We start from the raw sequence: 20,729 nt of genomic DNA, 5'->3' as shown, positions 1-20,729 counted from the left end.
ATGGAAGAAATCTTAAAAGGAAAAACGGAATCAGGGTTTGAGTACAAAATCCCTAAAAAACGATTGAGAAATTATTATCTTCTCAAATCTGTCGCTAAAGTTGAAAAGCAAGATCTTGAAGAAACAGAAACATTTTTAAATCTTCTATTTGGTAAAGAACAAGCACTAGCGTTTTTAAAACATTTGGAGGATGAAGATGAAATCGTGGACTCTGAAGTATTGTTTGCAGATGTTAAGAGTATCTTTGATAAAAGTAATGACTTAAAAAAATCCTAGTCCTTGCTCAGATGATTGCCTTAGACGAGGATGCTCTTGTCTGTGATTTAGCAGAAACTTACCAGATATACGACTATAAACAGCTACCTTTAAATGAGGTGGCTGTTTTTGCGTATGGGTTGCGTGATGATTCGCGGATAAAGCAGATTATGTCTGACCAAATCGTCCCTCTGGAAACGACGTTACTTGCAAGTATCGTAGACAGACTTTCACTCTCTTTGTGGTTGCAAACTAAGGATGGGCAAAAGGGTGTTAATCGTCCTGCATCCATCGCGGATCAATTGATTAAGAGAGATAAGAGTGAGAATGATGGGAAAGATTATCTCGTCTTTGAATCTGGTGAGGACTTTGAAAACTATCGCAAGGCTTTACTTGCGAAAACAGGAGGTGAAAGCTAGTGGCAACACAACTAGGGAAAGCCTATGTACAAATCATCCCTTCTGCTAAAGGAATAAGTGGAATGATCCAGAAAGAGATAGGTGGCGAGGTTGCTTCAGCAGGAACTTTCGCAGGAGAATCTCTTGGATCAAACATTGTAGGCACCTTTAAAAAGATAGTTGCGGCTGCAGGAATTGGGAAAGCCTTTAGCGCCGCATTGGGCGAAGGGGCAGCGCTTCAACAATCCATTGGTGGTGTTGAGACCCTCTTTAAAACATCAGCAGGAAAAGTAAGAGCCTATGCAGAAGAAGCGTATAGGACTACAGGACTTTCCGCAAACAAATACATGGAGAATGTGACAGGCTTCTCAGCCAGTTTGTTGCAATCTCTTGGTGGTGATGTCAGTTTGGCAGCTGATGTTGCTAACAGGGCAATGGTTGATATGTCAGATAATGCTAACAAGATGGGGACATCTATGGAGAGCATCCAGATGGCATATCAAGGTTTTGCCAAGCAGAACTACACCATGCTGGACAACTTAAAGCTAGGTTATGGTGGTACGCAACAAGAAATGAAGCGCTTGATAGCGGACGCAGCAAGTTATAAAAAAGAACAAGAAGAGCTGAACGTTACTGTAAAAGATGGAGATATGTCTTTTGGTAACATCGTTAACGCTATTTCTGTTGTGCAGAAAAAATTGGAAATTACTGGAACAACTGCTTTGGAGGCTTCCAAAACTTTTAGTGGGTCTTTTGAAGCAATGAAAGCATCTGCTCAGAATGTGCTAGGGAAGATAGCTATTGGGGAAGATGTAACCCCAGCCTTGCAATCTTTACTAGAAACCACTAAGACTTTCCTTTTTGGCAACTTCTTACCAATGATAGGAAATATCTTATCAGGACTAGGAGTAGTACTGACCGAAGGCGTAAGTTCTTTAGCTTCTCAGCTTTTTGGAGACGCTTTTGGTAGTGCAGTCTATGACCAAATCGGACGTGTGACAGGAATTTTCCAAACCTTTTTTGATATGATCTTCGGGTCAATGGATAGGCAAGGGAATATCGATATCCTAAACACGTTAGGATTTAGCGATGAAGCGGCAACCCAAATTGTTAATATTGCGGACAATATCCGTGTAACCTTTGAGAATATCGGGTCAGTTATCGGTAATGTTGGTAGCATCGTAGCTGATTTTGTAGGCGATCTCTTAGGAATTCAGGGTGGTGAGCAGGGAGTCAATCTTCTTGGAACTGCTTTTGAAATTTTGAGTTCAGCATTGAGAATCAGCTCTTCTATCCTAAAAGAAATCACTAACTTTTTCAAAGAAAATAAATTAGCAGCTGATTTACTGAAGACAGCGGTAGTTGCTCTTGGCGTTGGTTTGCCAGTAGTGAAATTTGCAAACTTTTTACAAGGTTTAGGCGGAATAAGTGGAGTTCTTGGAATTGCTAAGACAGCAATAACAACTTTTGCTACGAGTATTACGGCAACTATTTCTTCAATCCCACTTATAGGATGGATTGCAGCTGCAGTTGCCGCATTAGCTTGGTTCTTCACTCAGACTGAAACAGGTAGACAAATATGGTCATCTTTTGTAGATTTGATTAAACAGGCATGGCAGGGGATTGCTGATTTCTTTGTTGGTCTTTGGTCTGGTATCTCTGAAGGTGCTAGTAATTTGTGGGTAAGTATTCAAGAGGCTGCATCTGTGGCATGGACAGCTATCACAACAGCGGTGATGGCGATTGTTCAACCGTTCATTAATGGATTCATGAATATTTGGAACAATATTTCAGATGGTCTTGCTCAAATTTGGGAAGGAATTAAGATGATTTTTCAAGGTGCTTGGGACTTCATCAAATCTATTTTCTTGGGTGCTATTCTCGTCATCATCGACCTTGTGACAGGGAATTTCACCCAGCTAGGAGCTGACCTTTCTCTAATTTGGGATGGCATTAAAAATGGCGTATCCATGATTTGGGAAGGTATCAAGACATACTTCTCTGGAGTTGTAGATGTTATCGTAGGGTATGGTAAAGCAACTTTTGAAAACTTTTCCAGCACTCTCAGTACAATCTGGAAAGGGTTGTCTGATGCAGGTAAGGCTATCTTTGATGGTTTTGCTCAGATATTATCTAACATCTGGAACACTATCAAATCTGTCGCAAGCAGTGCCTGGGAAGGTTTGAAATCAACTGTCTTAGGTCTGATTGATGGACTTGTCCAAGGCGCTCAGAGAGCATGGGAAAGTATGAAGCAAGGTGTTAGTGACCTTGTAAGTAATGTTACGAGTATCTTCGATGGTATTCGTAATATCGACCTATGGTCAGCAGGTAAGGCTATTCTTGATGGATTTCTAGGCGGCTTGAAATCCGCTTGGGACTCAGTGACTGATTTCGTCGGAGGTATTGCTGGTTGGATTCGTGACCACAAAGGTCCGATTGAATACGACCGCAAGCTCTTGATTCCTGCTGGTAATGCGATTATGCAAGGTTTGGATAGAGGGTTGCAAGACCGTTTCAAAGATGTTAAGAAATCGGTCGGTGGAATGGCTGGCGAAATCTCAAACGCATTTTCAAATGATGATTTTGGTTTGAGTGGAACACCGACTATTGCCAAGAATCTTGAAGCAAGCTTGTCTATGCCAAGTGCTCAAATCGAGGCAAAAGATAGTCAAACCGTGTCTGAGATAGCGATTCTGAGAGCAAGTATGGAGAAGATCCTTACTGCTATCCTTGAAAAGCCGTCAGATACTTACCTGGACGCTGATAAAATTTCAATGAGCGTCTACCAACGCCAAGGTGCGATCTATGCTAGGGAGGGAATTTAATGGAATACATGATTATCAATGGTTTCGATACTTCAACCATTCCTAACTGTGTGGTGACCGACTTTGGCGAGGTAGAGGCTGCTAAACCTAAAGTTTCAGAAACAGCTACCCTGTTTGGGGTTAATGGGAATTACCGTGTCTTGGATGGTGCTTATGAGAGTTATGAACGAACATTTGCATTTTACCTTCCAAGGACGGTAGATCCGTCTAAAATCGTTGAGAGATTCCAACCAAATGACAATACGCTAGAATTTAGCTATCAGCTAGGCTCTTTATTTTATGCTGACTTCGTCAGTGCCAAATACAAACCTCAAGGTATGCACGGCTGGAAGCTTGAAATTAAGTTGAGTATGCAACCGTTCCGTTATCAGAAAAATGTTGCTCCTCTTATCTTTACCGCAAGCGGTAATGTCAACAATCCAGGCTCTGTCTATAGTGAGCCTGTGATTGAGATTGAAGGGGATGGAGACATTTCTTTGACTATCGGACAGACAACTATGCACTTGACCATTAGACGAAAAGCGACCATCGATTGTAGACATAAAAAACAGAATATCTACAATGCAGATGGAGCGGTTCAAAATACTTTACGGAAGCGTGGAGGATTCTTTGAATTGGCAGTAGGGAATAATGGTCTGGTCTTTACTGGTGCCGTTCGTAAGATCACGGTTCGGCCAAATTGGAGGTATATCTTATGATTTATCTTACAGAGGGCAACACGCCTTTGAACGAGGCCTATAACGATGAAATTGTTCAGGAGCGGAACAATACTTATCAACTGACCTTTCGTTTTCCTACGTCGGATCCCAAGTGGGAATTACTGAAAGAGGAAACCTTTCTGACTGCAGATGACCTGCATGGCGAGCAGGATTTTTATATTTTTGAGATTGAAAAGCAACAAGGATATATCCAAGTCTATGCCAATCAGGTTATCAGCCTGTTAAATAACTACATCGTAAGCTCTATCGATGTGGATCGTGTCAGTGGGACGAGGGTATTGAGCGCATTGGCTGGTAGTATTACCAGAACCAATCCCTTTTCTTTTTTCTCGGATATTGACGACAGGCATACGCTCAATATTAAGGACAAGAATGCTATGGAAGTCTTGGCCAAAGACAAGCACTCTATCCTTGGTCAGTGGGGCGGAGATATGGTGCGAAATGGCTACAACTTACGCTTGTTGAAGAATGGCGGTTCTGAAAATGAATCGCTTTTTATGTACAAGAAAAACCTGTCTAGCTACCAGCACAAGACCTCAACGAAATCTTTGAAAACTCGGATAACCTTTAAAACGACCGTCAAAGGAGAGGGAGAAAAGGCGCCTGACGTTGATTATGTAGTGGTGATTGATAGTCCCTTGCTTGGGAAATATACCCAAATCTATGAAGCAGTTGTTGAGGTCAATGACCAGAATGTCAAAGACCAAGCTAGTTTGATTGAATACGGAAAGCAGTATTTTCGGACAAGTATGTGCGACATGCTGGAAGATAACCTTGAAATATCGGTTGTCGGCCAGAGCGATGTAGCGGTTCGGATGTTCGATGTGGTCAGCATCTACCATGAGTGGTATGGTCTTGATGTTCGTAAAAAAATCACGAAATACACCTATTCTCCAATGGCAAAACGTCTGAAATCAATAGGTTTTGGGACGTTCCAGTCCAGTCTTGCGAATGCGATAGGTGGGATTGTCAATGATGCCGTTTTGAATGAAAGTCGAAATCTGCATAAGATTTTTGAAGAACATTTGAAAAAGGAAATCGCCAACGCCGACCGTGCTTTTGATGCTGAATTTGCCAAGCGTGATAAAGATATTACGGATGCCATCGAGGAGTACAAGGCTAAGGCCGAAGAAATGGGCGCTAAGATTCATGAAGCAATGGAGAAAGAGCGTCCTGAGTTAGTGAAGCTAATCCGTGAAGAGTTGATGAGTGGCGCTGACTCAATCGCTGAATTAAGCAAGAAACTTGAGCAAGTCAGTGAGACTGCAAGGGTCAACGCGAGTTTGATTGGCGGGGACGGGAATACCCAGTACAACAAGAACCGTCTCAATGGTGGCACGGCTAAAAAAATTAGTTATGGAACGGATTTCGTGGAGGTAGGTCACAATGGAGAGGGCTTTGAACTTGGCAAGCAGTACGTTATCAGCTGGTCAGCAACCTGTACACCTTACGGTAAGACAGATGTGACTGTGGTAGTGAATAAGACACCGTTTTACGGTGGTCACGTTCATCTTGCGCCTGCTAATACGGTCATGCCAGCGATTGATAAAGACCTAACTCAGAAAGAGGAAAAGGTCCTAGCAGTCTACTACGGTGCCTATCGTCTGACATTCTCAGGGGACTGGTATCAGAATGTGGATCAGTCTGTGACGGTTGACAATCAGACAAGACGGATTGAACTAGCTCCTGTTTACAAGACGGTAGCTGACGGACAAAATTCAAGATACGACGGAAGTTGGAACGAGAGTCCAACTTTTATTTTTGATGGAGGAAGAACATGACGGAAACAATCCCAGTGAGGGTACAACACAAGCGCATGTCAGCACGAGACTGGGCAAGTAGCACTCTGGTCTTACTCGATGGCGAGTTAGGCGTTGAGAGTGACACAGGTAAGGTCAAGGTCGGAAATGGCCGTGACCGATTTTCAGCCTTGCAGTACCTAACAGGTCCGAAAGGTGACCGTGGAGAAACAGGACCAGTAGGACCAAAAGGTGCAGATGGTGTTGTGCGTTTTGAAGGTTCAGCCGCAGAGCGTGCTTTAGAGCAGTATGCCAAAAAGTCTGAAACGCCAACATATCGCATCGCTAAAGGGGATATTTCCGGAGGCGGTGTAGGTGTTAATAGGACAATAACACCAGACGCTATCATGAACCCTGACGGTATTAAAGTCGGAGATATTATTGAAGATTACTGGAGTGGCTCTAGTGGTACGAACCAAGGTTTTTGGAAAGTAACCGCTGTTAACGGAACTAATATCTCTGTTCAAGGTATTGGTGATAGGATACTGCCAACCAATTACAACGATACCGAACTAAAACAAAGGGTTTCAGCTCTTGAGAGTCGTCCTACATTTGACACGTTGACTCAGACACAACGAAATAGCTTGCGAGGCCCCGCAGGCCCAACAGGGGCAACGGGTCCAGCAGGTCCCAGAGGTGCGGACGGAGCTAGAGGTGCCGACGGTGCGCCTGGACAAAATATCATCAACCAGAATGGTGGGCAAGCGCTGAAATATTGGGCTGGAACAAGGTCTCAATATGACGCAATTTCTAACAAAGATGCTAATACCATCTACGATATTTATCGCTAATAGGAGGTAATATGGCACGAGAAGGAATTTACGTGGGGTCCAATGAAGTTATTCAGCGTTATGTCGGTACAAGGCTGGTTTGGGAGAAAGTCACAATCCAGTTTGACGAAATTTTAAGATTCACTTCAAATCGCTTTGGGTCATTTTGGCGTTTTGGCTCTACAGAAAGAGCCTTCATCGACTTAGGGATATCCGAACGTCGTCCGTATGGTTTGGATGGAATAGAGGATTGTAATGTGGTGAAACTTCAAAATTCTAACAAAATCTTTGAAGTTGGGGTAGTAATAAGTCAACGAGATACTGGCTATTCAACAAGTTACCAAAGACGATACAACTACCAATTGTTTGTCATTTTTAAAAATACGGATGAGGTGCAGGATTTCATCTCCAATAAGTACAACGAAACCTATATTTTTGGCAGAAAAAGAGGAGGCTAGCATATGGATATTACCATTCAAAACGTTCGTTCGCCTGCTCTTGAGCATAATGGACGGTATTATAAGGTATTTCAGCCACGTACACGAGATGAACTGCTGAAGCTTCATCACATGGGTTGTGTGGGAGATACGGTGCTGACGGATATCCAATTGGAGCAAGGGGATTTTCCTACAAGTTTCGTGGAGCCTACTGTCACACAACGCACACTGTCAGGTCTCTTCAAGGATATGCGTTCTATCGAACTGGAACTAAGAGACCCAAACAGCACTCTATGGGGAAAAATCCAGCAGAATAATCAAGGGGCGCTGACTCAATTCTTTGACAAGAATGTTAAGAGTGCCATTGCTCAGACGGCTAAAGAAATCAGGCAGGAAGTGCGAGACGCTGCCAACAGTGCTAGAGTACAAGTGACGCCCGAAGGTGTGACTATCGGCTCTACTACCTTGACTGGTGAGCAGTTAGCCTCTACCATTTCGACCAGTTCGAAAGGCGTTGACATTATCGCTCCGAAAGTCAGAGTGAAATCCGACATGATTGTTGACGGTGCGGTAACTGCTGGGAAGTTAGCAGCTGGGTCTGTGACTGCTGAAAATATCCAAGCTGGGGCTATCACAGGCGATAAAATCAGCGTAGATGATGCCTTAATCAAGAATCTGACCGCTAGAGATGCCTTAATTGACAAACTGACATCTAAGGAAATCTTTGCGACTAAGATTGAATCTGTCGTATCTAGTTCAACATTCCTTGAAGCCTATCAAGGTAAAATCGGTGGCTTCACGCTTGGACAATTTGACCAAGGTGGCGGTCGCTGGATTTCTGGCGTGAATAAATTCGCAGTTGGAATGGGGAACGGAGAAGGTTATGGAACCCAAACAGCTTTCTGGGCGAATTGGGGCAACAACTGGAACCAAGCAGGGCCTAGAGCGTGGCATGTGGACACAGATGGGCAAATGTATTGTAAGAACGATGCGCATTTTTCTGCCGAAACCAATTTCACAGGCGAGAGCAATACGAATTTTTACGGAACAGTTAAATTCACTCAGTCGCCTATATTTGCAGGTAACATCAACATGGGAAATAGCAATATCTTCGGTAATGGCTATAACCCGGCTGGAGGTGTCAATAAGGTTGTTTGGTGGAGTGAACTTGAATCAGTCGCTTTCCGGAAACATACAGATATAGATGCAATCAAGAAACGCTTGAACAGAATTGAAAGCCATCTAGGAATTAGCAGTAGTTAGAATTGGAGAACATACATGGATAATCACACAATCGACAAGCTAGTAGCTGAGTCGCTAGTCAACCGCTTGGCAGAAGGAGAAATGAATCGTGCGCATTTAGAGGCACGTTATACGCTGACTTTGGCAGAATTGCAGGCTTTTAAAGCCGTACTGGAATATGAACCAGCGCTTAAAGAACTGTTCGAAGAAACTCAGGATAAAATGAAAGGAAATTACGCATGACTTACAAATTAACAGGAAGCCCTATTTTAAAAGGGGAAAAGAATGTAACGATTGTTACGATTGAGAAAGAAGAACCTGGACGCTACAGCTATGAGCGTGTTGAATTGCCAGGCAATCGCACGAATGATAATGAAGATGTTTTGATTCAAGCCGTTTTAGATTTTATTAGAACAGAACTTGATCCGACAAATGCCATCGTTACTGCTCAAGCGAAACTAGAGCAGACTTTGGCTAAATTGGAACAGGCTGAGCAGAAAGTAGCTCAAGCTCAAGCAAATCTTGAACAAACTCAAGAAAAATTGACGCAAGCAGAAGCGAAGCAAAATGATCTTGAGGCACTTGCGAATCGCATTAATAAGGTGGTACGAGTGATGGCTCAAGATTCTATCATGGGTGAGAAAGTTTCTTATGGTACGACCTATAAAGAAATGGTTGAACTATTCCCACTTGCTGAAGTCGGTAAAGTTTATGAGCCTGGTGCAATCTTTGCGGTTGAAGATCCAAGTCACGCTGAAATTAACGGAGAAGGTAAACGCATTCTGATTCAAACTAATCAGTCGTTTACTTACCAAGGAGAAAACCTTACTCAACTTGAAGGAACACCTTACCAGAATGGCGTTCTAGCAACTTGGAAGTTTAGTGCACCGAAAGCACCAAATGAGCCTACTGTCGCATCAGCTGCTGCAGTTTCTACGACAGCTACCGTAACTCCAACAGTAACGGAACCTTCTGCTACAACAGTTACACCTAACTAATAATGGAGGTGACTATGGCAGAATTTGAACGTTTAATTGTCCAAATTTTCCTCTCTCTGATTCCTGTCATCGGACTTTATTTCTCAATGAAAGACCGAGCGACCAAACAAGAGAATCGTCTCACGGTTTTAGAGAAAGATATCGAGAATCTGAACGAATTTAAAAGATCTGCAAACAAACGACTAGATAACCATGACGAACAGAACAAGGCTATCTTAGTTCTTGCAGAACAAGTTAAGTCGTTAGGTGAAGATGTCAGAGAGTTGAAAACGTTGATTCAGAGCAAAAGCTAAGAAAGGGGCGCAGAATGGTCTGTAATCTCAATACGACCAATCTCGCACAAGTGGATGGCGGTTACCTCATCAAGCAGGGTGATGTAGCTTCTACCTTTGGATTTGTCCTTTTAGACGAAGACTATCGAGCCGTCTCCTCTCTGGAAGGGGAGGTGGCGGTCGTTAGTCTGACCATGGACAAGCACCAGTGGAAGAAGAAGGTGACTGTCACAAACTCAAGCGTGAATTTTAATCTGGATGCTATCTTGCCTGTTGGGAAATATCGGTTAGAGATTAGCGCTGGCGGATATATTTTTCCAAGCGATAAGGCTACGCATATCAAGATAGTAGCTTCAGATAAAGAATTGGTCACAGAGGAAGTCCATGCTCTAAAAGAGTTGGATATCGCAGAAGAAGTTAAAAAACAGCTTGCAGGAAGAACTGTAGGCAGTGATGGTACAGTAAGTCAGGAATTTCCTGACTTACTCATGTACTACAATATTGGAAAGGTGTAAAAAATCATGGATACAAGTAAATTAATCGCATTTGCTTCAGCGTTGGGAGCGGATAACAAGGCGCTGAAGCAGTTAATCGATACGAAGATTGACAACGCTACTTTAATGCAAGCTATTGAGCAGGCTAAAACCGCAGTTAAGAATGACCTTTTAGGTGATGGGGTACCTGAAAATCTCAATACGCTTAAAGAAATTGCTGAGGAAATCGCTAAATTGAGCGGTAGCACTGAAGGAGCGGTCGTTCAAAAACTGGCCGATCTTGGCCGTCGTATTGACGAGTTTGCTAATCTTGATCTGGTAGCAACCTATAACGCAGCGAAAGCGTGATTACTATGAGTAATTTAGAGGAATTTGCTCAAGCCGTCGGTCGGGATGTTAAATCTCTGAACCAAAAGCCTGAACCAAGGCTGACCTTAACAGGCAATACCCTCGGCATTGTCGGGGGTAATAGGGTAACGCTACCGATTCAGCAAAATACCTATACAACTCTATCAGGAGCTGGCACTCCTGATGGTAAAGTAGTAGCCAATCCAGGAGACACTTATATAAATAAAAGTGTCTCTTTAGGAGATTACTACTATTACAAAGAACGAAATCCAGGCAAAAATACAGGTTGGAAAGTCTTGTATGGAAGTATGGGTGTCAATATTAATTTATTGACAGGGAGTAGAATTAGATTCGCAAGAGAAAACTATTTCGTAAGTGCTTCTATCACTGATTTAACAGTATCATTGGATTCACTCAAAAATGGTCAAGCCCGTGATTTTTATCAAGACGGTGAAAATGTAGTAATTAGATTTGTTCCTGTTAAACAATTTGACGCAAGGGAAAGTGTTATTCCTCAAGGATTTAGGCCTTCAGGAAACTTTCTAGTGCCAGCTTATTCAAAAAGCGGAGACAGCATAGGATTATTCAAGTTTGAGCAAACATATGGAATCGTGAAGTTGATTTTGAATGATATCAATAAAGATAGTATCACAAGCGAAATGCTGAAAGGAATCAACTCAGGCTTGATTGTATATCCAACACAAGAAGCATGGCCTACAAAATTACCATAAAAGAAAGGAAATTTAACAATGTCACAATTTAATGAGTTGATTATCGCTTTTGCTACAGGATTTTTAGCAGTAGCGGTAGGAAACATTGTAAAAGCAGTGAAAGAGTATCTTTTGCAAAGAGGCGGAGAGAAAGCTGTAAAAATCGCTGAAATCCTAGCTAAAAATGCAGTACACGCAGTAGAGCAGGTAGCGACTGAAACAGGCTACAAAGGCGATAAAAAGCTAGAGCAAGCTAAAGTATACATGATTTCAGAGCTTAAAAAGTACAATGTCACTATGACTGATAGAGAGCTTGAAATGTTTGTAGAATCAGCCGTGAAGCAGATGAATGACGCTTGGAGAGGATAATAGAATGGATATTGATACAAGCAGACTAAGAACTGATTTGCCACAGGTTGGAGAGCAACCATATCGTCAGATTCATGCTCATTCAACTGGTAATCCAAACTCAACAGCCCAAAATGAAGCAGACTACCATATGCGTCGTCCTGTTGATTCAGGATTTTTCTCGCACGTTGTCGGCAACGGCCGTGTGATGCAAACCTGGTACACAGATATGGGAGCCTACGACGTGGGAGGTGGCTGGAACGTTGAAGGCTACGGACAAGTAGAATTGATTGAAAGCCATGCTACTAAGGAAGAGTTCATGCGCGATTACAAGCTCTATGTTGAACTATTGCGCAACCTTGCTGATGAAGCAGGGATTCCGAAAACACTAGATTCTGACAGCCTAGCAGGAATCAAGACACATCAATATTGTACATACAATCAACCACGAAACTATTCTGACCACGTTGATCCGTATCCTTATCTGGCCAAATGGGGTATCAGTCGTGAGCAGTTCAAGAAAGACATCGAAGGTGGCTTATCTGAAGCTGGCTGGAAACGCAATGAAACAGGCTGGTGGTGGGAGGAGTCAGATGGCTCTTATCCAAAAAACAGCTGGAAGAAAATCAACAATGAGTGGTTCTACTTCGATGAACGTGGATACTGCCTAATAAACCGTTGGTTTAATGATGGCAAAGATTGGTTCTATCTTGATAAACGTGGCGCAATGGTCACAGGTTGGATGTTCCTCAACCATCGATGGTATTTCTTCAAGTCAGATGGTCGCATGGCTACTGGCTGGGTTAAATATCGTGAAACATGGTATTTCATGGAAGAAAAAGATGGTTATATGCTGTCTAAACAATTCATCAAATCGGGAGACGGCTGGTATTACTTGAAGGCAAACGGTGAACTTCACACAGACCCAGCATTCAAAACCGAACCAGACGGGCTTATCACTGTCGTCGATAAACCAAAAGAAGAAAAATAAAAACAGAAAGAATTTCAAAATAGATTACACAAAACCGCAGGCTCAGGCTTGCGGTTTTTTTGTTTGCTTTGAAAAAGGTTGGATTTAAAATCCAAGAAATGTAAATCGAATAAACGCTTTTTTGTTAAAGAGTTATAAAAGGAGTTATAAAATTAAATATGGCTTGATTTAATAATGTCTTAGAGACTCCCACCGGCTCCATTATTAATTGGTGAAACGTTGTTAAATCAACGTTTTTTATTTTGAAGTTCTTTATAAAAACTAAAAAAATGAACTTAACGTTCAAAAATTAGACATAACAAATTAAAAAATATACAGATTTTTATCTCCCTGAATGATATAATGATTGTATATTGTGGGTTTATTGTAATGTTGTGTTTGATTTTCAAAAAGAACAATTATCCAGAAAAAGAGGCTATGTAACATAGTTTTGAAATGATTCTTGAATTTGAACATTGGGTATAATTGAGTACGATGTTTAAAAAATTTTTGAATATAGACTTAGATACTTTATCTTGGTTGATAGAGTATTTACTTTAAAATACAAGGGGAAGCGGTTAAAAATTAAATAAACAAAAAATGATGTTTATTCGTGATGTTAGGTTTGATAAATCCAATCGTTCTAGTATTTTTATTTTTGGAGAATTACTCAAGAGGTTGAAGAAGACGGTTTGCTAAATCGTTAGGTCGGGTAACTGGCGCGAGGGTTCGAATCCCTCATTCTCCGTTAGAATAATCTTGAGATTTTCTAAAGAAACACTCTTAGGGACTTTTTCCAAGAGTAAATTTTATAAAGAGGTGTATTATGAAAAAAGTTAAGTTGCTTGGTATTTTAGCGCTCTCAGCAGTTGTCTTAGGTGCTTGTTCTTCAGTTCCGAGTCAGTCAGGGTCGAATTCTGACAAAACCGAACAAACTGATAAGAAAGAAGAATCAGTCAAAGAAAAAGTTACAAAAGATGCTGAAACTTTATTAGATGCAGTTTTGACTACTGATATTGCTAAGTTTAAAAAGATTTACGGCGAAACCTATGAAAAATGGACTGAGGCAGTATTTGCGGTTCAAACTAGTGAAAAGGTAAAAGATGATGGTCTTACACCAGCCTCTACCTATTCTGTTCAATGGCATGCTGATTTCCCTATTGAAACACCAGAAGAAACAATTACTGGTTTCTTAAAAGTAAGACGAAAAATGTTCCAAGAGATTGGTTCTTACTCTATTAAGAATGTTAAGTTAGATGAATCAGGGAGTTCAGCTACTGTAACTTTTACATCTAAAAAGTTGCATTCTAAGGGCTTGGCTTCTTCAACAAGAGACGTTTTAACTACTCTAATTGGAGGAATTGACAACTTAGGTAAGTACAATACTGCGGGATCAAATGTTGATATTAAACGATACCAAACATTAATTTCATACTGGATTTTTGAGCATCTGTTTAGGCATGATTTTACTATCTATAACGATGTTGACCCTAACTTAGCGTATACACCATTTACTACTGGAGATTTTGATACTGAAATAAAATTAACCAAAGATAAGGATGGCAACTGGCTTATCTCTCAAGAGGATTATCGTACTCTAGCAACGGAGTTAATTGATAATACAGAAGGTTATGAGACTGTTGTCAGAAGCAATGTTTCCAAAACTAACGACAAAGATAAGTCTAGTGATAAATCGACAGGCAACTCAACAGATAAATCTTCAGGTAAAAAAGATAAAAGTAGTATCTGATAATTAGTTTAAAAAGTAAAGCAAGTAGTTTATAATAGCTACTTGCTTTATTTCGTTTTATTAGCAAAAAAGGATACAACATTTGTTGCATCCTAGAGATAATTTTTCTTTTCTACGGAAGACATGGGATTCGAACCCACGCACGCTGTTACACGCCTACCGCGTTTCCAACACGGCCTCTTAAGCCTCTTGAGTAATCTTCCAATACTTACTCAAATAGTCTACCATAAAGGCTCTTATCTTGCAATAAAAATTCTGGAAATAAGAAAAATGATAGATTTTGAAAGAAAGTGATAAAAAATGCTTGACTTTGAAAGGAAGTGTGATAGAATGAATAGTGTAAACGATAACAGGAGGTGATTCAGTGTTAAAAACAGAGCGGAAGCAACTGATTCTAGAGGAGTTAAATCAACATCATGTAGTTTCTCTAGAAAAATTAGTTAGTTTGCTAGAAACGTCAGAATCAACGGTTCGAAGAGATTTGGATGAGTTGGAAGCGGAAAACAAGCTTCGTCGCGTGCATGGTGGAGCAGAATTGCCCCATTCCTTGCAGGAAGAAGAAACCATTCAAGAAAAATCTGTCAAAAACCTTCAAGAGAAGAAGTTGCTAGCTCAGAAGGCGGCCTCTCTCATCAAGGAACAAGATGTCATCTTTATTGATGCTGGAACAACAACTGCTTTTTTGATCCATGAATTGGTCAATAAGAATATTACTGTTGTGACAAATTCGATTCACCATGCCGCACAGTTGGTTGAAAAGCAGATTCCAACTGTCATGGTTGGAGGAAGTGTCAAGATGGCGACAGATGCTAGCATCGGGGGCGTTGCTCTTAACCAGATTAACCAATTGCACTTTGACCGTGCCTTTATCGGGATGAATGGTGTGGACGATGGTTATTATACGACTCCTGATATGGAAGAGGGAGCTGTGAAGCGTGCTATTTTGGAGAATGCCAAACAGACCTATGTCTTGGTGGATTCGTCTAAAATTGGACAAACTTGCTTTGCCAAGGTAGCACCACTCAAACGCGCTATCGTTATTACAAGTCAAGGGCATGAGCTCTTGCAGGCTATTAAGGAGAAAACGGAGGTAATAGAAGTATGATTTATACAGTCACACTCAATCCATCCATTGACTATATCGTTCGTTTGGACCAAGTCCAAGTCGGTAGTGTCAATCGTATGGACAGTGATGATAAGTTTGCTGGTGGGAAAGGAATCAATGTCAGCCGTGTCTTGAAACGTTTGGATATACCAAATACAGCGACGGGATTTATCGGAGGCTTTACTGGTAAATTTATCACAGATACCCTTGCAGAGGAAGAAATCGAGACATGTTTTGTCCAAGTGGCAGAAGATACTCGTATCAATGTTAAAATCAAAGCGGACCAAGAAACAGAAATCAACGGAACGGGTCCAAATGTCGAACCAGCTCAGCTAGAAGAATTGAAAGCTATTTTATCTAGTCTGACAGCAGATGATACGGTTGTGTTTGCGGGCTCGAGTGCTAAAAACCTAGGAAATGTTATCTACAAGGATTTGATTGCCTTGACACGTCAGACGGGTGCGCAAGTGGTTTGTGACTTTGAAGGTCAGACCTTGATTGATAGTTTGGACTACCAGCCACTTTTGGTCAAACCAAACAATCATGAACTTGGAGCGATTTTTGGGGTTAAACTCAAAAGTTTAGATGAAATTGAAAAATATGCTCGTCAGTTACTGGTCAAAGGAGCTCAAAACGTCATTATCTCCATGGCTGGGGACGGTGCCCTTCTTGTCACATCTGAGGGAGCATACTTTGCTCAACCAATTAAAGGGACAGTCAAAAATTCAGTTGGTGCTGGTGATTCTATGGTTGCCGGATTCACAGGTGAATTTGTCAAATCTAAAGATGCAGTAGAAGCCTTCAAATGGGGAGTGGCTTGCGGAACGGCAACCACCTTCTCAGATGACTTGGCAACAGCAGAATTTATTAAAGAAACATATGAAAAAGTTGAGGTAGAAAAACGATGAAAATTCAAGACCTATTGAGAAAAGATGTCATGTTGCTGGATTTGCAGGCAACTGAAAAAACAGCTGTCATTGACGAGATGATTAAAAGCTTGACAGACCACGGTTATGTGACAGATTTTGAAATATTTAAAGAAGGTATTTTGGCGCGTGAAGCTTTGACTTCTACAGGTTTGGGTGATGGAATCGCTATGCCTCACAGCAAAAATGTTGCTGTCAAAGAAGCGACAGTTCTCTTTGCCAAGTCAAACAAGGGTGTTGACTACGAGAGCTTGGATGGACAAGCAACTGACCTCTTCTTTATGATTGCAGCTCCAGAAGGTGCCAATGACACCCACTTGGCAGCCTTGGCAGAATTGTCTCAATACTTGATGAAAGACGGCTTTGCTGATAAACTTCGTCAAGTAACATCAGCTGACCAAGTTATCGAACTTTTTGACCAAGCTTCAGAAAAAACTGAAGAGCCTGTTCAAGTACCTGCTAATGAAACTGGTGACTTTATCGTGGCTGTTACAGCTTGTACGACAGGTATCGCCCACACTTACATGGCCCAAGAAGCCCTTCAAAAAGTGGCTGCTGAAATGGGTGTTGGAATTAAGGTCGAAACCAACGGTGCTAGCGGTGTTGGTAACCAACTAACTGCGGAAGACATTCGTAAGGCTAAAGCTGTTATCATCGCAGCAGACAAGGCAGTTGAAATGGATCGTTTCGATGGTAAACCATTGATCAATCGTCCGGTTGCTGACGGTATCCGTAAGACAGAAGAATTGATTAACTTGGCTCTTTCAGGAGATGCTGAAGTCTACCGTGCTGCTAATGGAGCCAAAGCTGCAACAGCCTCTAACGAAAAACAAAGCCTTGGTGGTGCCTTCTACAAACACTTGATGAGTGGTGTATCTCAAATGTTACCATTCGTTATCGGTGGTGGTATCATGATTGCCCTTGCCTTCTTGATTGACGGTGCTTTGGGTGTTCCAAATGAAAACCTTGGCAATCTTGGTTCTTACCATGAGTTAGCTTCTATGTTCATGAAAATTGGTGGTGCAGCCTTTGGCTTGATGCTCCCAGTCTTTGCAGGTTATGTTGCCTACTCTATCGCTGAAAAACCAGGTTTGGTAGCAGGTTTCGTGGCTGGTGCTATTGCCAAAGAAGGTTTTGCCTTTGGTAAAATTCCTTATGCTGCAGGTGGTGAAGCAACTTCAACTCTTGCAGGTGTCTCATCTGGTTTCCTAGGTGCCCTTGTTGGTGGATTTATCGCAGGTGCCTTGGTTCTTGCTATTAAGAAATACGTTAAAGTTCCTCGTTCACTTGAAGGTGCAAAATCAATCCTTCTATTGCCACTTCTTGGAACAATCTTGACTGGATTTGTCATGCTAGCTGTTAACATCCCAATGGCAGCAATCAACACTGCTATGAATGACTTCCTAGGCGGTCTTGGAGGAGGTTCAGCTGTCCTTCTTGGTATCGTCCTTGGTGGAATGATGGCTGTTGACATGGGTGGACCAGTTAACAAAGCGGCTTATGTCTTTGGTACAGGTACGCTTGCAGCTACTGTTTCTTCAGGAGGTTCTGTAGCCATGGCAGCAGTTATGGCTGGAGGAATGGTGCCACCACTTGCAATCTTTGTTGCCACTCTTCTCTTTAAAGACAAATTTACTAAGGAAGAACGCAACTCTGGTTTGACAAACATCATCATGGGCTTGTCATTTATCACTGAGGGAGCGATTCCGTTTGGTGCAGCTGACCCAGCTCGTGCTATCCCAAGCTTCATCCTTGGTTCAGCAGTAGCAGGAGGCCTCGTTGGTCTTACTGGTATCAAACTCATGGCGCCACATGGAGGAATCTTCGTTATCGCGCTCACTTCAAATGCTCTTCTTTACCTCGTTTCTGTCTTGGTAGGAGCAATCGTAAGTGGTGTGGTCTATGGTTACCTACGCAAACCACAAGCATAAAACTTAGATAGAAAATAAAAAGATTGGACCGTTTGGTGCAGTCTTTTTCTCTTTCCGAAATGCCTGTGAAATATGGTATAATATAAGAATGGCAAACAAGAATACAAGTAAAACAAGACGGAGACCGTCTAAAGCAGAACTCGAAAGAAAAGAAGCGATTCAACGAATGTTGATTTCGTTGGGAATCGCGCTTTTATTGATTTTCGCAGCCTTCAAATTAGGGGCTGCAGGTATAACCTTTTACAATCTAATTCGCTTGCTGGTGGGTAGCCTAGCTTATCTGGCAATATTTGGTATCCTGCTCTACCTCTTCTTTTTCAAGTGGATACGAAAACAGGAAGGGCTCCTATCTGGCTTTTTCACCATATTTGCAGGTTTGCTCTTGATTTTTGAGGCCTACTTAGTTTGGAAATATGGTTTGGATAAGTCGGTATTAAAAGGGACCATGGCTCAGGTTGTGACTGATCTGACTGGTTTTCGAACAACCAGTTTTGCTGGTGGAGGCTTGATTGGTGTTGGACTCTATGTGCCAACAGCCTTTCTCTTCTCAAATATCGGTACTTACTTTATTGGTTCTATCTTGATTTTAGCAGGTGCTCTCCTAGTCAGTCCTTGGTCTGTTTACGATATTGCTGAATTTTTCAGTAGAGGCTTTGCTAAATGGCGGGAAGGGCATGAGCGTCGAAAAGAGGAACGTTTTGTCAAACAGGAAGAAAAAGCTCGTCAAAAGGCTGAGCAAGAGGCTAGATTAGAAAAAGAAGAGGCTGAAAAAGCCTTACTTGATATGCCTCCTGTTGATATGGAAACGGGTGAAATTCTGACAGAAGATGTTGAGTTTGACGTTCCACCTGTTCCGGAAGAAGAGTGGGTAGAACCAGAAATCATCCTGCCTCAAGCTGAACTTGAATTCGCTGAACAGGAAGATGGCTCTGATGACGAAGATGTTCAGGTCGATTTTTCAGCCAAGGAGGCTCTTGAATACAAACTTCCAAGCTTACAACTCTTTGCCCCAGATAAACCAAAAGACCAGTCTAAAGAGAAGAAAATCGTTCGGGAAAATATCAAAATCCTAGAAGAAACCTTTGCTAGCTTTGGTATCAAGGTAACGGTTGAACGGGCTGAAATTGGACCATCAGTAACCAAGTATGAAGTCAAGCCAGCAGTGGGTGTAAGGGTCAACCGCATTTCTAATCTCGCAGACGACCTTGCTCTAGCCTTGGCAGCCAAGGATGTTCGAATCGAAGCACCTATCCCAGGGAAATCCCTGGTCGGAATCGAAGTACCCAACTCTGAGATTGCGACTGTATCCTTCCGCGAACTATGGGAACAATCTCAAACAAAAGCAGAAAATCTCTTGGAAGTTCCTCTAGGAAAGGCGGTTAATGGCACCGCAAGAGCTTTTGACCTTTCTAAAATGCCCCACTTGCTAGTCGCCGGTTCAACGGGTTCAGGTAAGTCAGTAGCAGTTAACGGCATTATCGCTAGCATTCTTATGAAGGCGAGACCCGATCAAGTTAAATTTATGATGGTAGATCCCAAGATGGTTGAGTTGTCTGTTTACAATGATATTCCCCACCTCTTGATTCCAGTCGTGACCAATCCACGTAAGGCCAGCAAGGCTTTGCAAAAGGTCGTGGATGAAATGGAAAATCGTTATGAACTCTTTGCCAAGGTAGGAGTCCGTAATATTGCAGGCTTTAATGCCAAGGTAGAAGAGTTTAATGCTCAGTCTGAGTACAAGCAAATTCCGCTACCGCTTATTGTCGTGATTGTGGATGAGTTGGCTGACCTTATGATGGTAGCCAGCAAGGAAGTGGAAGATGCTATCATTCGTCTCGGACAGAAGGCGCGTGCTGCAGGTATCCACATGATTCTTGCAACCCAGCGTCCATCCGTTGATGTCATCTCTGGTCTGATCAAGGCCAATGTCCCATCTCGAGCGGCTTTTGCGGTATCATCAGGTACAGACTCGCGCACCATCTTGGATGAAAATGGAGCTGAGAAACTGCTTGGTCGAGGAGATATGCTCTTTAAACCAATCGATGAAAATCATCCAGTTCGTCTCCAAGGCTCCTTTATCTCGGATGATGATGTCGAGCGCATCGTAAACTTCATTAAGGCTCAGGCAGATGCGGACTACGATGAGAGTTTTGATCCAGGTGAGGTTTCTGAAAATGACGGAGAATTTTCAGATGGTGAATCTGGTGGAGATCCGCTCTTTGAAGAAGCCAAAGCTTTGGTAATCGAAACCCAGAAAGCTAGCGCATCTATGATTCAGCGTCGTTTGTCAGTTGGATTTAACCGTGCGACCCGTCTCATGGAAGAGCTTGAGATGGCAGGTGTCATTGGTCCAGCTGAAGGTACCAAACCAAGAAAAGTTTTACAACAATAAAAAAATAGCTTCTTTCCAAGTTTGGAAGGAGGCTATT

Annotated in this window: 20 protein-coding genes, 2 tRNA genes and 2 pseudogenes; 23 read left to right on the top strand and 1 reads right to left on the bottom strand. The window is 42.1% G+C overall.

Annotated elements, in window-relative coordinates; genetic code table 11:
• From TZ91_RS04915 to TZ91_RS04825, 19 genes and pseudogenes are all read left to right on the top strand, one after another.
• Positions 1–276 (top strand): hypothetical protein, encoded by a 276-nt coding sequence (locus TZ91_RS04915; protein ID WP_033687715.1) that lies wholly within the window; start codon positions 1–3, stop codon positions 274–276.
• An 11-nt stretch (positions 277–287) separates the two neighbouring features.
• A complete protein-coding gene (locus TZ91_RS04910; RefSeq protein WP_033687714.1) occupies positions 288–674 on the top strand; it encodes a DUF5361 domain-containing protein in 387 nt (128 codons plus the stop codon).
• Positions 674–3,481 carry a phage tail protein gene (locus TZ91_RS04905; protein ID WP_045597143.1) on the top strand — a complete coding sequence of 936 codons (2,808 nt, stop codon included), beginning with the start codon at positions 674–676 and terminating at the stop codon, positions 3,479–3,481. Before TZ91_RS04910 ends, TZ91_RS04905 begins: the two co-directional genes overlap by 1 nt.
• Positions 3,481–4,179 (top strand): adenylosuccinate synthetase, encoded by a 699-nt coding sequence (locus tag TZ91_RS04900; RefSeq protein WP_033687712.1) that lies wholly within the window; start codon positions 3,481–3,483, stop codon positions 4,177–4,179. Before TZ91_RS04905 ends, TZ91_RS04900 begins: the two co-directional genes overlap by 1 nt.
• Positions 4,176–5,981, top strand: a complete 1,806-nt coding sequence (locus tag TZ91_RS10610; protein ID WP_235196512.1) for a phage tail spike protein — start codon at positions 4,176–4,178, stop codon at positions 5,979–5,981. Before TZ91_RS04900 ends, TZ91_RS10610 begins: the two co-directional genes overlap by 4 nt.
• On the top strand, positions 5,978–6,790 hold the full coding sequence (locus TZ91_RS10790) for a hyaluronate lyase N-terminal domain-containing protein (RefSeq protein WP_050492425.1): 813 nt from the start codon (positions 5,978–5,980) through the stop codon (positions 6,788–6,790). Before TZ91_RS10610 ends, TZ91_RS10790 begins: the two co-directional genes overlap by 4 nt.
• An 11-nt stretch (positions 6,791–6,801) precedes the next feature.
• Positions 6,802–7,227, top strand: coding sequence for a hypothetical protein (locus TZ91_RS04880; RefSeq protein ID WP_033687708.1), 426 nt, complete (start codon positions 6,802–6,804; stop codon positions 7,225–7,227).
• A gap of 3 nt (positions 7,228–7,230) precedes the next feature.
• Positions 7,231–7,608: pseudogene (locus tag TZ91_RS10605) on the top strand (gp58-like family protein); the annotation flags it as partial.
• 138 nt (positions 7,609–7,746) lie between these two features.
• Positions 7,747–8,382, top strand: a pseudogene (locus tag TZ91_RS10600) (hypothetical protein); the annotation flags it as partial.
• Positions 8,383–8,484: 102 nt separating this feature from the next.
• The gene (locus TZ91_RS04870) at positions 8,485–8,691 is read left to right on the top strand and encodes a hypothetical protein (RefSeq protein WP_033687705.1); all 207 of its coding nucleotides are present in this window, start codon (positions 8,485–8,487) and stop codon (positions 8,689–8,691) included.
• On the top strand, positions 8,688–9,446 hold the full coding sequence (locus TZ91_RS04865; protein ID WP_045597140.1) for a hypothetical protein: 759 nt from the start codon (positions 8,688–8,690) through the stop codon (positions 9,444–9,446). Before TZ91_RS04870 ends, TZ91_RS04865 begins: the two co-directional genes overlap by 4 nt.
• Positions 9,447–9,460: 14 nt before the next feature.
• Positions 9,461–9,739: a DUF7365 family protein gene (locus TZ91_RS04860; protein WP_000807223.1), complete on the top strand. Its 279-nt coding sequence runs from the start codon at positions 9,461–9,463 to the stop codon at positions 9,737–9,739.
• Positions 9,740–9,753: 14 nt separating this feature from the next.
• Positions 9,754–10,233: a hypothetical protein gene (locus tag TZ91_RS04855; protein WP_033687702.1), complete on the top strand. Its 480-nt coding sequence runs from the start codon at positions 9,754–9,756 to the stop codon at positions 10,231–10,233.
• Positions 10,234–10,239: 6 nt separating this feature from the next.
• A complete protein-coding gene (locus TZ91_RS04850) occupies positions 10,240–10,560 on the top strand; it encodes a hypothetical protein (protein ID WP_033687701.1) in 321 nt (106 codons plus the stop codon).
• A gap of 5 nt (positions 10,561–10,565) precedes the next feature.
• Positions 10,566–11,291, top strand: a complete 726-nt coding sequence (locus TZ91_RS04845) for a hypothetical protein (protein WP_050492423.1) — start codon at positions 10,566–10,568, stop codon at positions 11,289–11,291.
• An 18-nt stretch (positions 11,292–11,309) separates the two neighbouring features.
• Positions 11,310–11,639, top strand: coding sequence for a phage holin (locus TZ91_RS04840; protein WP_033687699.1), 330 nt, complete (start codon positions 11,310–11,312; stop codon positions 11,637–11,639).
• A gap of 4 nt (positions 11,640–11,643) precedes the next feature.
• A complete protein-coding gene (locus TZ91_RS04835) occupies positions 11,644–12,609 on the top strand; it encodes an N-acetylmuramoyl-L-alanine amidase family protein (RefSeq protein ID WP_045597135.1) in 966 nt (321 codons plus the stop codon).
• A 639-nt stretch (positions 12,610–13,248) separates the two neighbouring features.
• A tRNA-Ser gene (locus TZ91_RS04830) sits at positions 13,249–13,336 on the top strand.
• 78 nt (positions 13,337–13,414) lie between these two features.
• Entirely contained in the window at positions 13,415–14,338 is a 924-nt protein-coding gene (locus tag TZ91_RS04825) for a hypothetical protein (RefSeq protein ID WP_033687162.1), read from the top strand.
• 115 nt (positions 14,339–14,453) lie between these two features.
• Here TZ91_RS04825 and TZ91_RS04820 read toward each other — a convergent pair.
• Positions 14,454–14,541: transfer RNA gene (locus TZ91_RS04820), tRNA-Ser, on the bottom strand.
• 161 nt (positions 14,542–14,702) lie between these two features.
• Between TZ91_RS04820 and TZ91_RS04815 the strand changes: the two genes are divergently transcribed.
• The 4 genes from TZ91_RS04815 (at position 14,703) to TZ91_RS04800 (ending at position 20,692) form a co-directional block, all read left to right on the top strand.
• Positions 14,703–15,443: a DeoR/GlpR family DNA-binding transcription regulator gene (locus TZ91_RS04815; RefSeq protein ID WP_000920651.1), complete on the top strand. Its 741-nt coding sequence runs from the start codon at positions 14,703–14,705 to the stop codon at positions 15,441–15,443.
• The gene (gene pfkB, locus TZ91_RS04810) at positions 15,440–16,351 is read left to right on the top strand and encodes a 1-phosphofructokinase (protein WP_033687161.1); all 912 of its coding nucleotides are present in this window, start codon (positions 15,440–15,442) and stop codon (positions 16,349–16,351) included. The genes TZ91_RS04815 and pfkB overlap by 4 nt, the downstream gene beginning before the upstream one ends.
• Positions 16,348–18,300 carry a fructose-specific PTS transporter subunit EIIC gene (locus TZ91_RS04805; protein WP_045597133.1) on the top strand — a complete coding sequence of 651 codons (1,953 nt, stop codon included), beginning with the start codon at positions 16,348–16,350 and terminating at the stop codon, positions 18,298–18,300. The genes pfkB and TZ91_RS04805 overlap by 4 nt, the downstream gene beginning before the upstream one ends.
• A gap of 88 nt (positions 18,301–18,388) precedes the next feature.
• Positions 18,389–20,692 (top strand): DNA translocase FtsK, encoded by a 2,304-nt coding sequence (locus TZ91_RS04800; protein WP_080702873.1) that lies wholly within the window; start codon positions 18,389–18,391, stop codon positions 20,690–20,692.
• The last annotated feature ends 37 nt before the right edge of the window (positions 20,693–20,729 follow it).

Source organism: Streptococcus mitis (assembly GCF_000960025.1).
In the GTDB taxonomy this organism is placed as follows: Bacteria; Bacillota; Bacilli; order Lactobacillales; family Streptococcaceae; genus Streptococcus; species Streptococcus mitis_DH.
The sequence above is the reverse complement of the archived record's forward strand: the minus strand, read 5'-3'. Positions and strand labels throughout refer to the sequence as shown.

Excerpts from the sequence above, each read along its gene's own strand:
- TZ91_RS04915 (WP_033687715.1), top strand. The coding sequence starts at position 1 with ATGGAAGAAATCTTAAAAGGAAAAACGGAATCAGGGTTTGAGTACAAA.
- TZ91_RS04910 (WP_033687714.1), top strand. The coding sequence starts at position 288 with ATGATTGCCTTAGACGAGGATGCTCTTGTCTGTGATTTAGCAGAAACT.
- TZ91_RS04900 (WP_033687712.1), top strand. The coding sequence starts at position 3,481 with ATGGAATACATGATTATCAATGGTTTCGATACTTCAACCATTCCTAAC.
- TZ91_RS10610 (WP_235196512.1), top strand. The coding sequence starts at position 4,176 with ATGATTTATCTTACAGAGGGCAACACGCCTTTGAACGAGGCCTATAAC.
- TZ91_RS10790 (WP_050492425.1), top strand. The coding sequence starts at position 5,978 with ATGACGGAAACAATCCCAGTGAGGGTACAACACAAGCGCATGTCAGCA.
- TZ91_RS04880 (WP_033687708.1), top strand. The coding sequence starts at position 6,802 with ATGGCACGAGAAGGAATTTACGTGGGGTCCAATGAAGTTATTCAGCGT.
- TZ91_RS04870 (WP_033687705.1), top strand. The coding sequence starts at position 8,485 with ATGGATAATCACACAATCGACAAGCTAGTAGCTGAGTCGCTAGTCAAC.
- TZ91_RS04865 (WP_045597140.1), top strand. The coding sequence starts at position 8,688 with ATGACTTACAAATTAACAGGAAGCCCTATTTTAAAAGGGGAAAAGAAT.
- TZ91_RS04860 (WP_000807223.1), top strand. The coding sequence starts at position 9,461 with ATGGCAGAATTTGAACGTTTAATTGTCCAAATTTTCCTCTCTCTGATT.
- TZ91_RS04855 (WP_033687702.1), top strand. The coding sequence starts at position 9,754 with ATGGTCTGTAATCTCAATACGACCAATCTCGCACAAGTGGATGGCGGT.
- TZ91_RS04850 (WP_033687701.1), top strand. The coding sequence starts at position 10,240 with ATGGATACAAGTAAATTAATCGCATTTGCTTCAGCGTTGGGAGCGGAT.
- TZ91_RS04845 (WP_050492423.1), top strand. The coding sequence starts at position 10,566 with ATGAGTAATTTAGAGGAATTTGCTCAAGCCGTCGGTCGGGATGTTAAA.
- TZ91_RS04840 (WP_033687699.1), top strand. The coding sequence starts at position 11,310 with ATGTCACAATTTAATGAGTTGATTATCGCTTTTGCTACAGGATTTTTA.
- TZ91_RS04835 (WP_045597135.1), top strand. The coding sequence starts at position 11,644 with ATGGATATTGATACAAGCAGACTAAGAACTGATTTGCCACAGGTTGGA.
- TZ91_RS04825 (WP_033687162.1), top strand. The coding sequence starts at position 13,415 with ATGAAAAAAGTTAAGTTGCTTGGTATTTTAGCGCTCTCAGCAGTTGTC.
- pfkB (WP_033687161.1), top strand. The coding sequence starts at position 15,440 with ATGATTTATACAGTCACACTCAATCCATCCATTGACTATATCGTTCGT.
- TZ91_RS04805 (WP_045597133.1), top strand. The coding sequence starts at position 16,348 with ATGAAAATTCAAGACCTATTGAGAAAAGATGTCATGTTGCTGGATTTG.
- TZ91_RS04800 (WP_080702873.1), top strand. The coding sequence starts at position 18,389 with ATGGCAAACAAGAATACAAGTAAAACAAGACGGAGACCGTCTAAAGCA.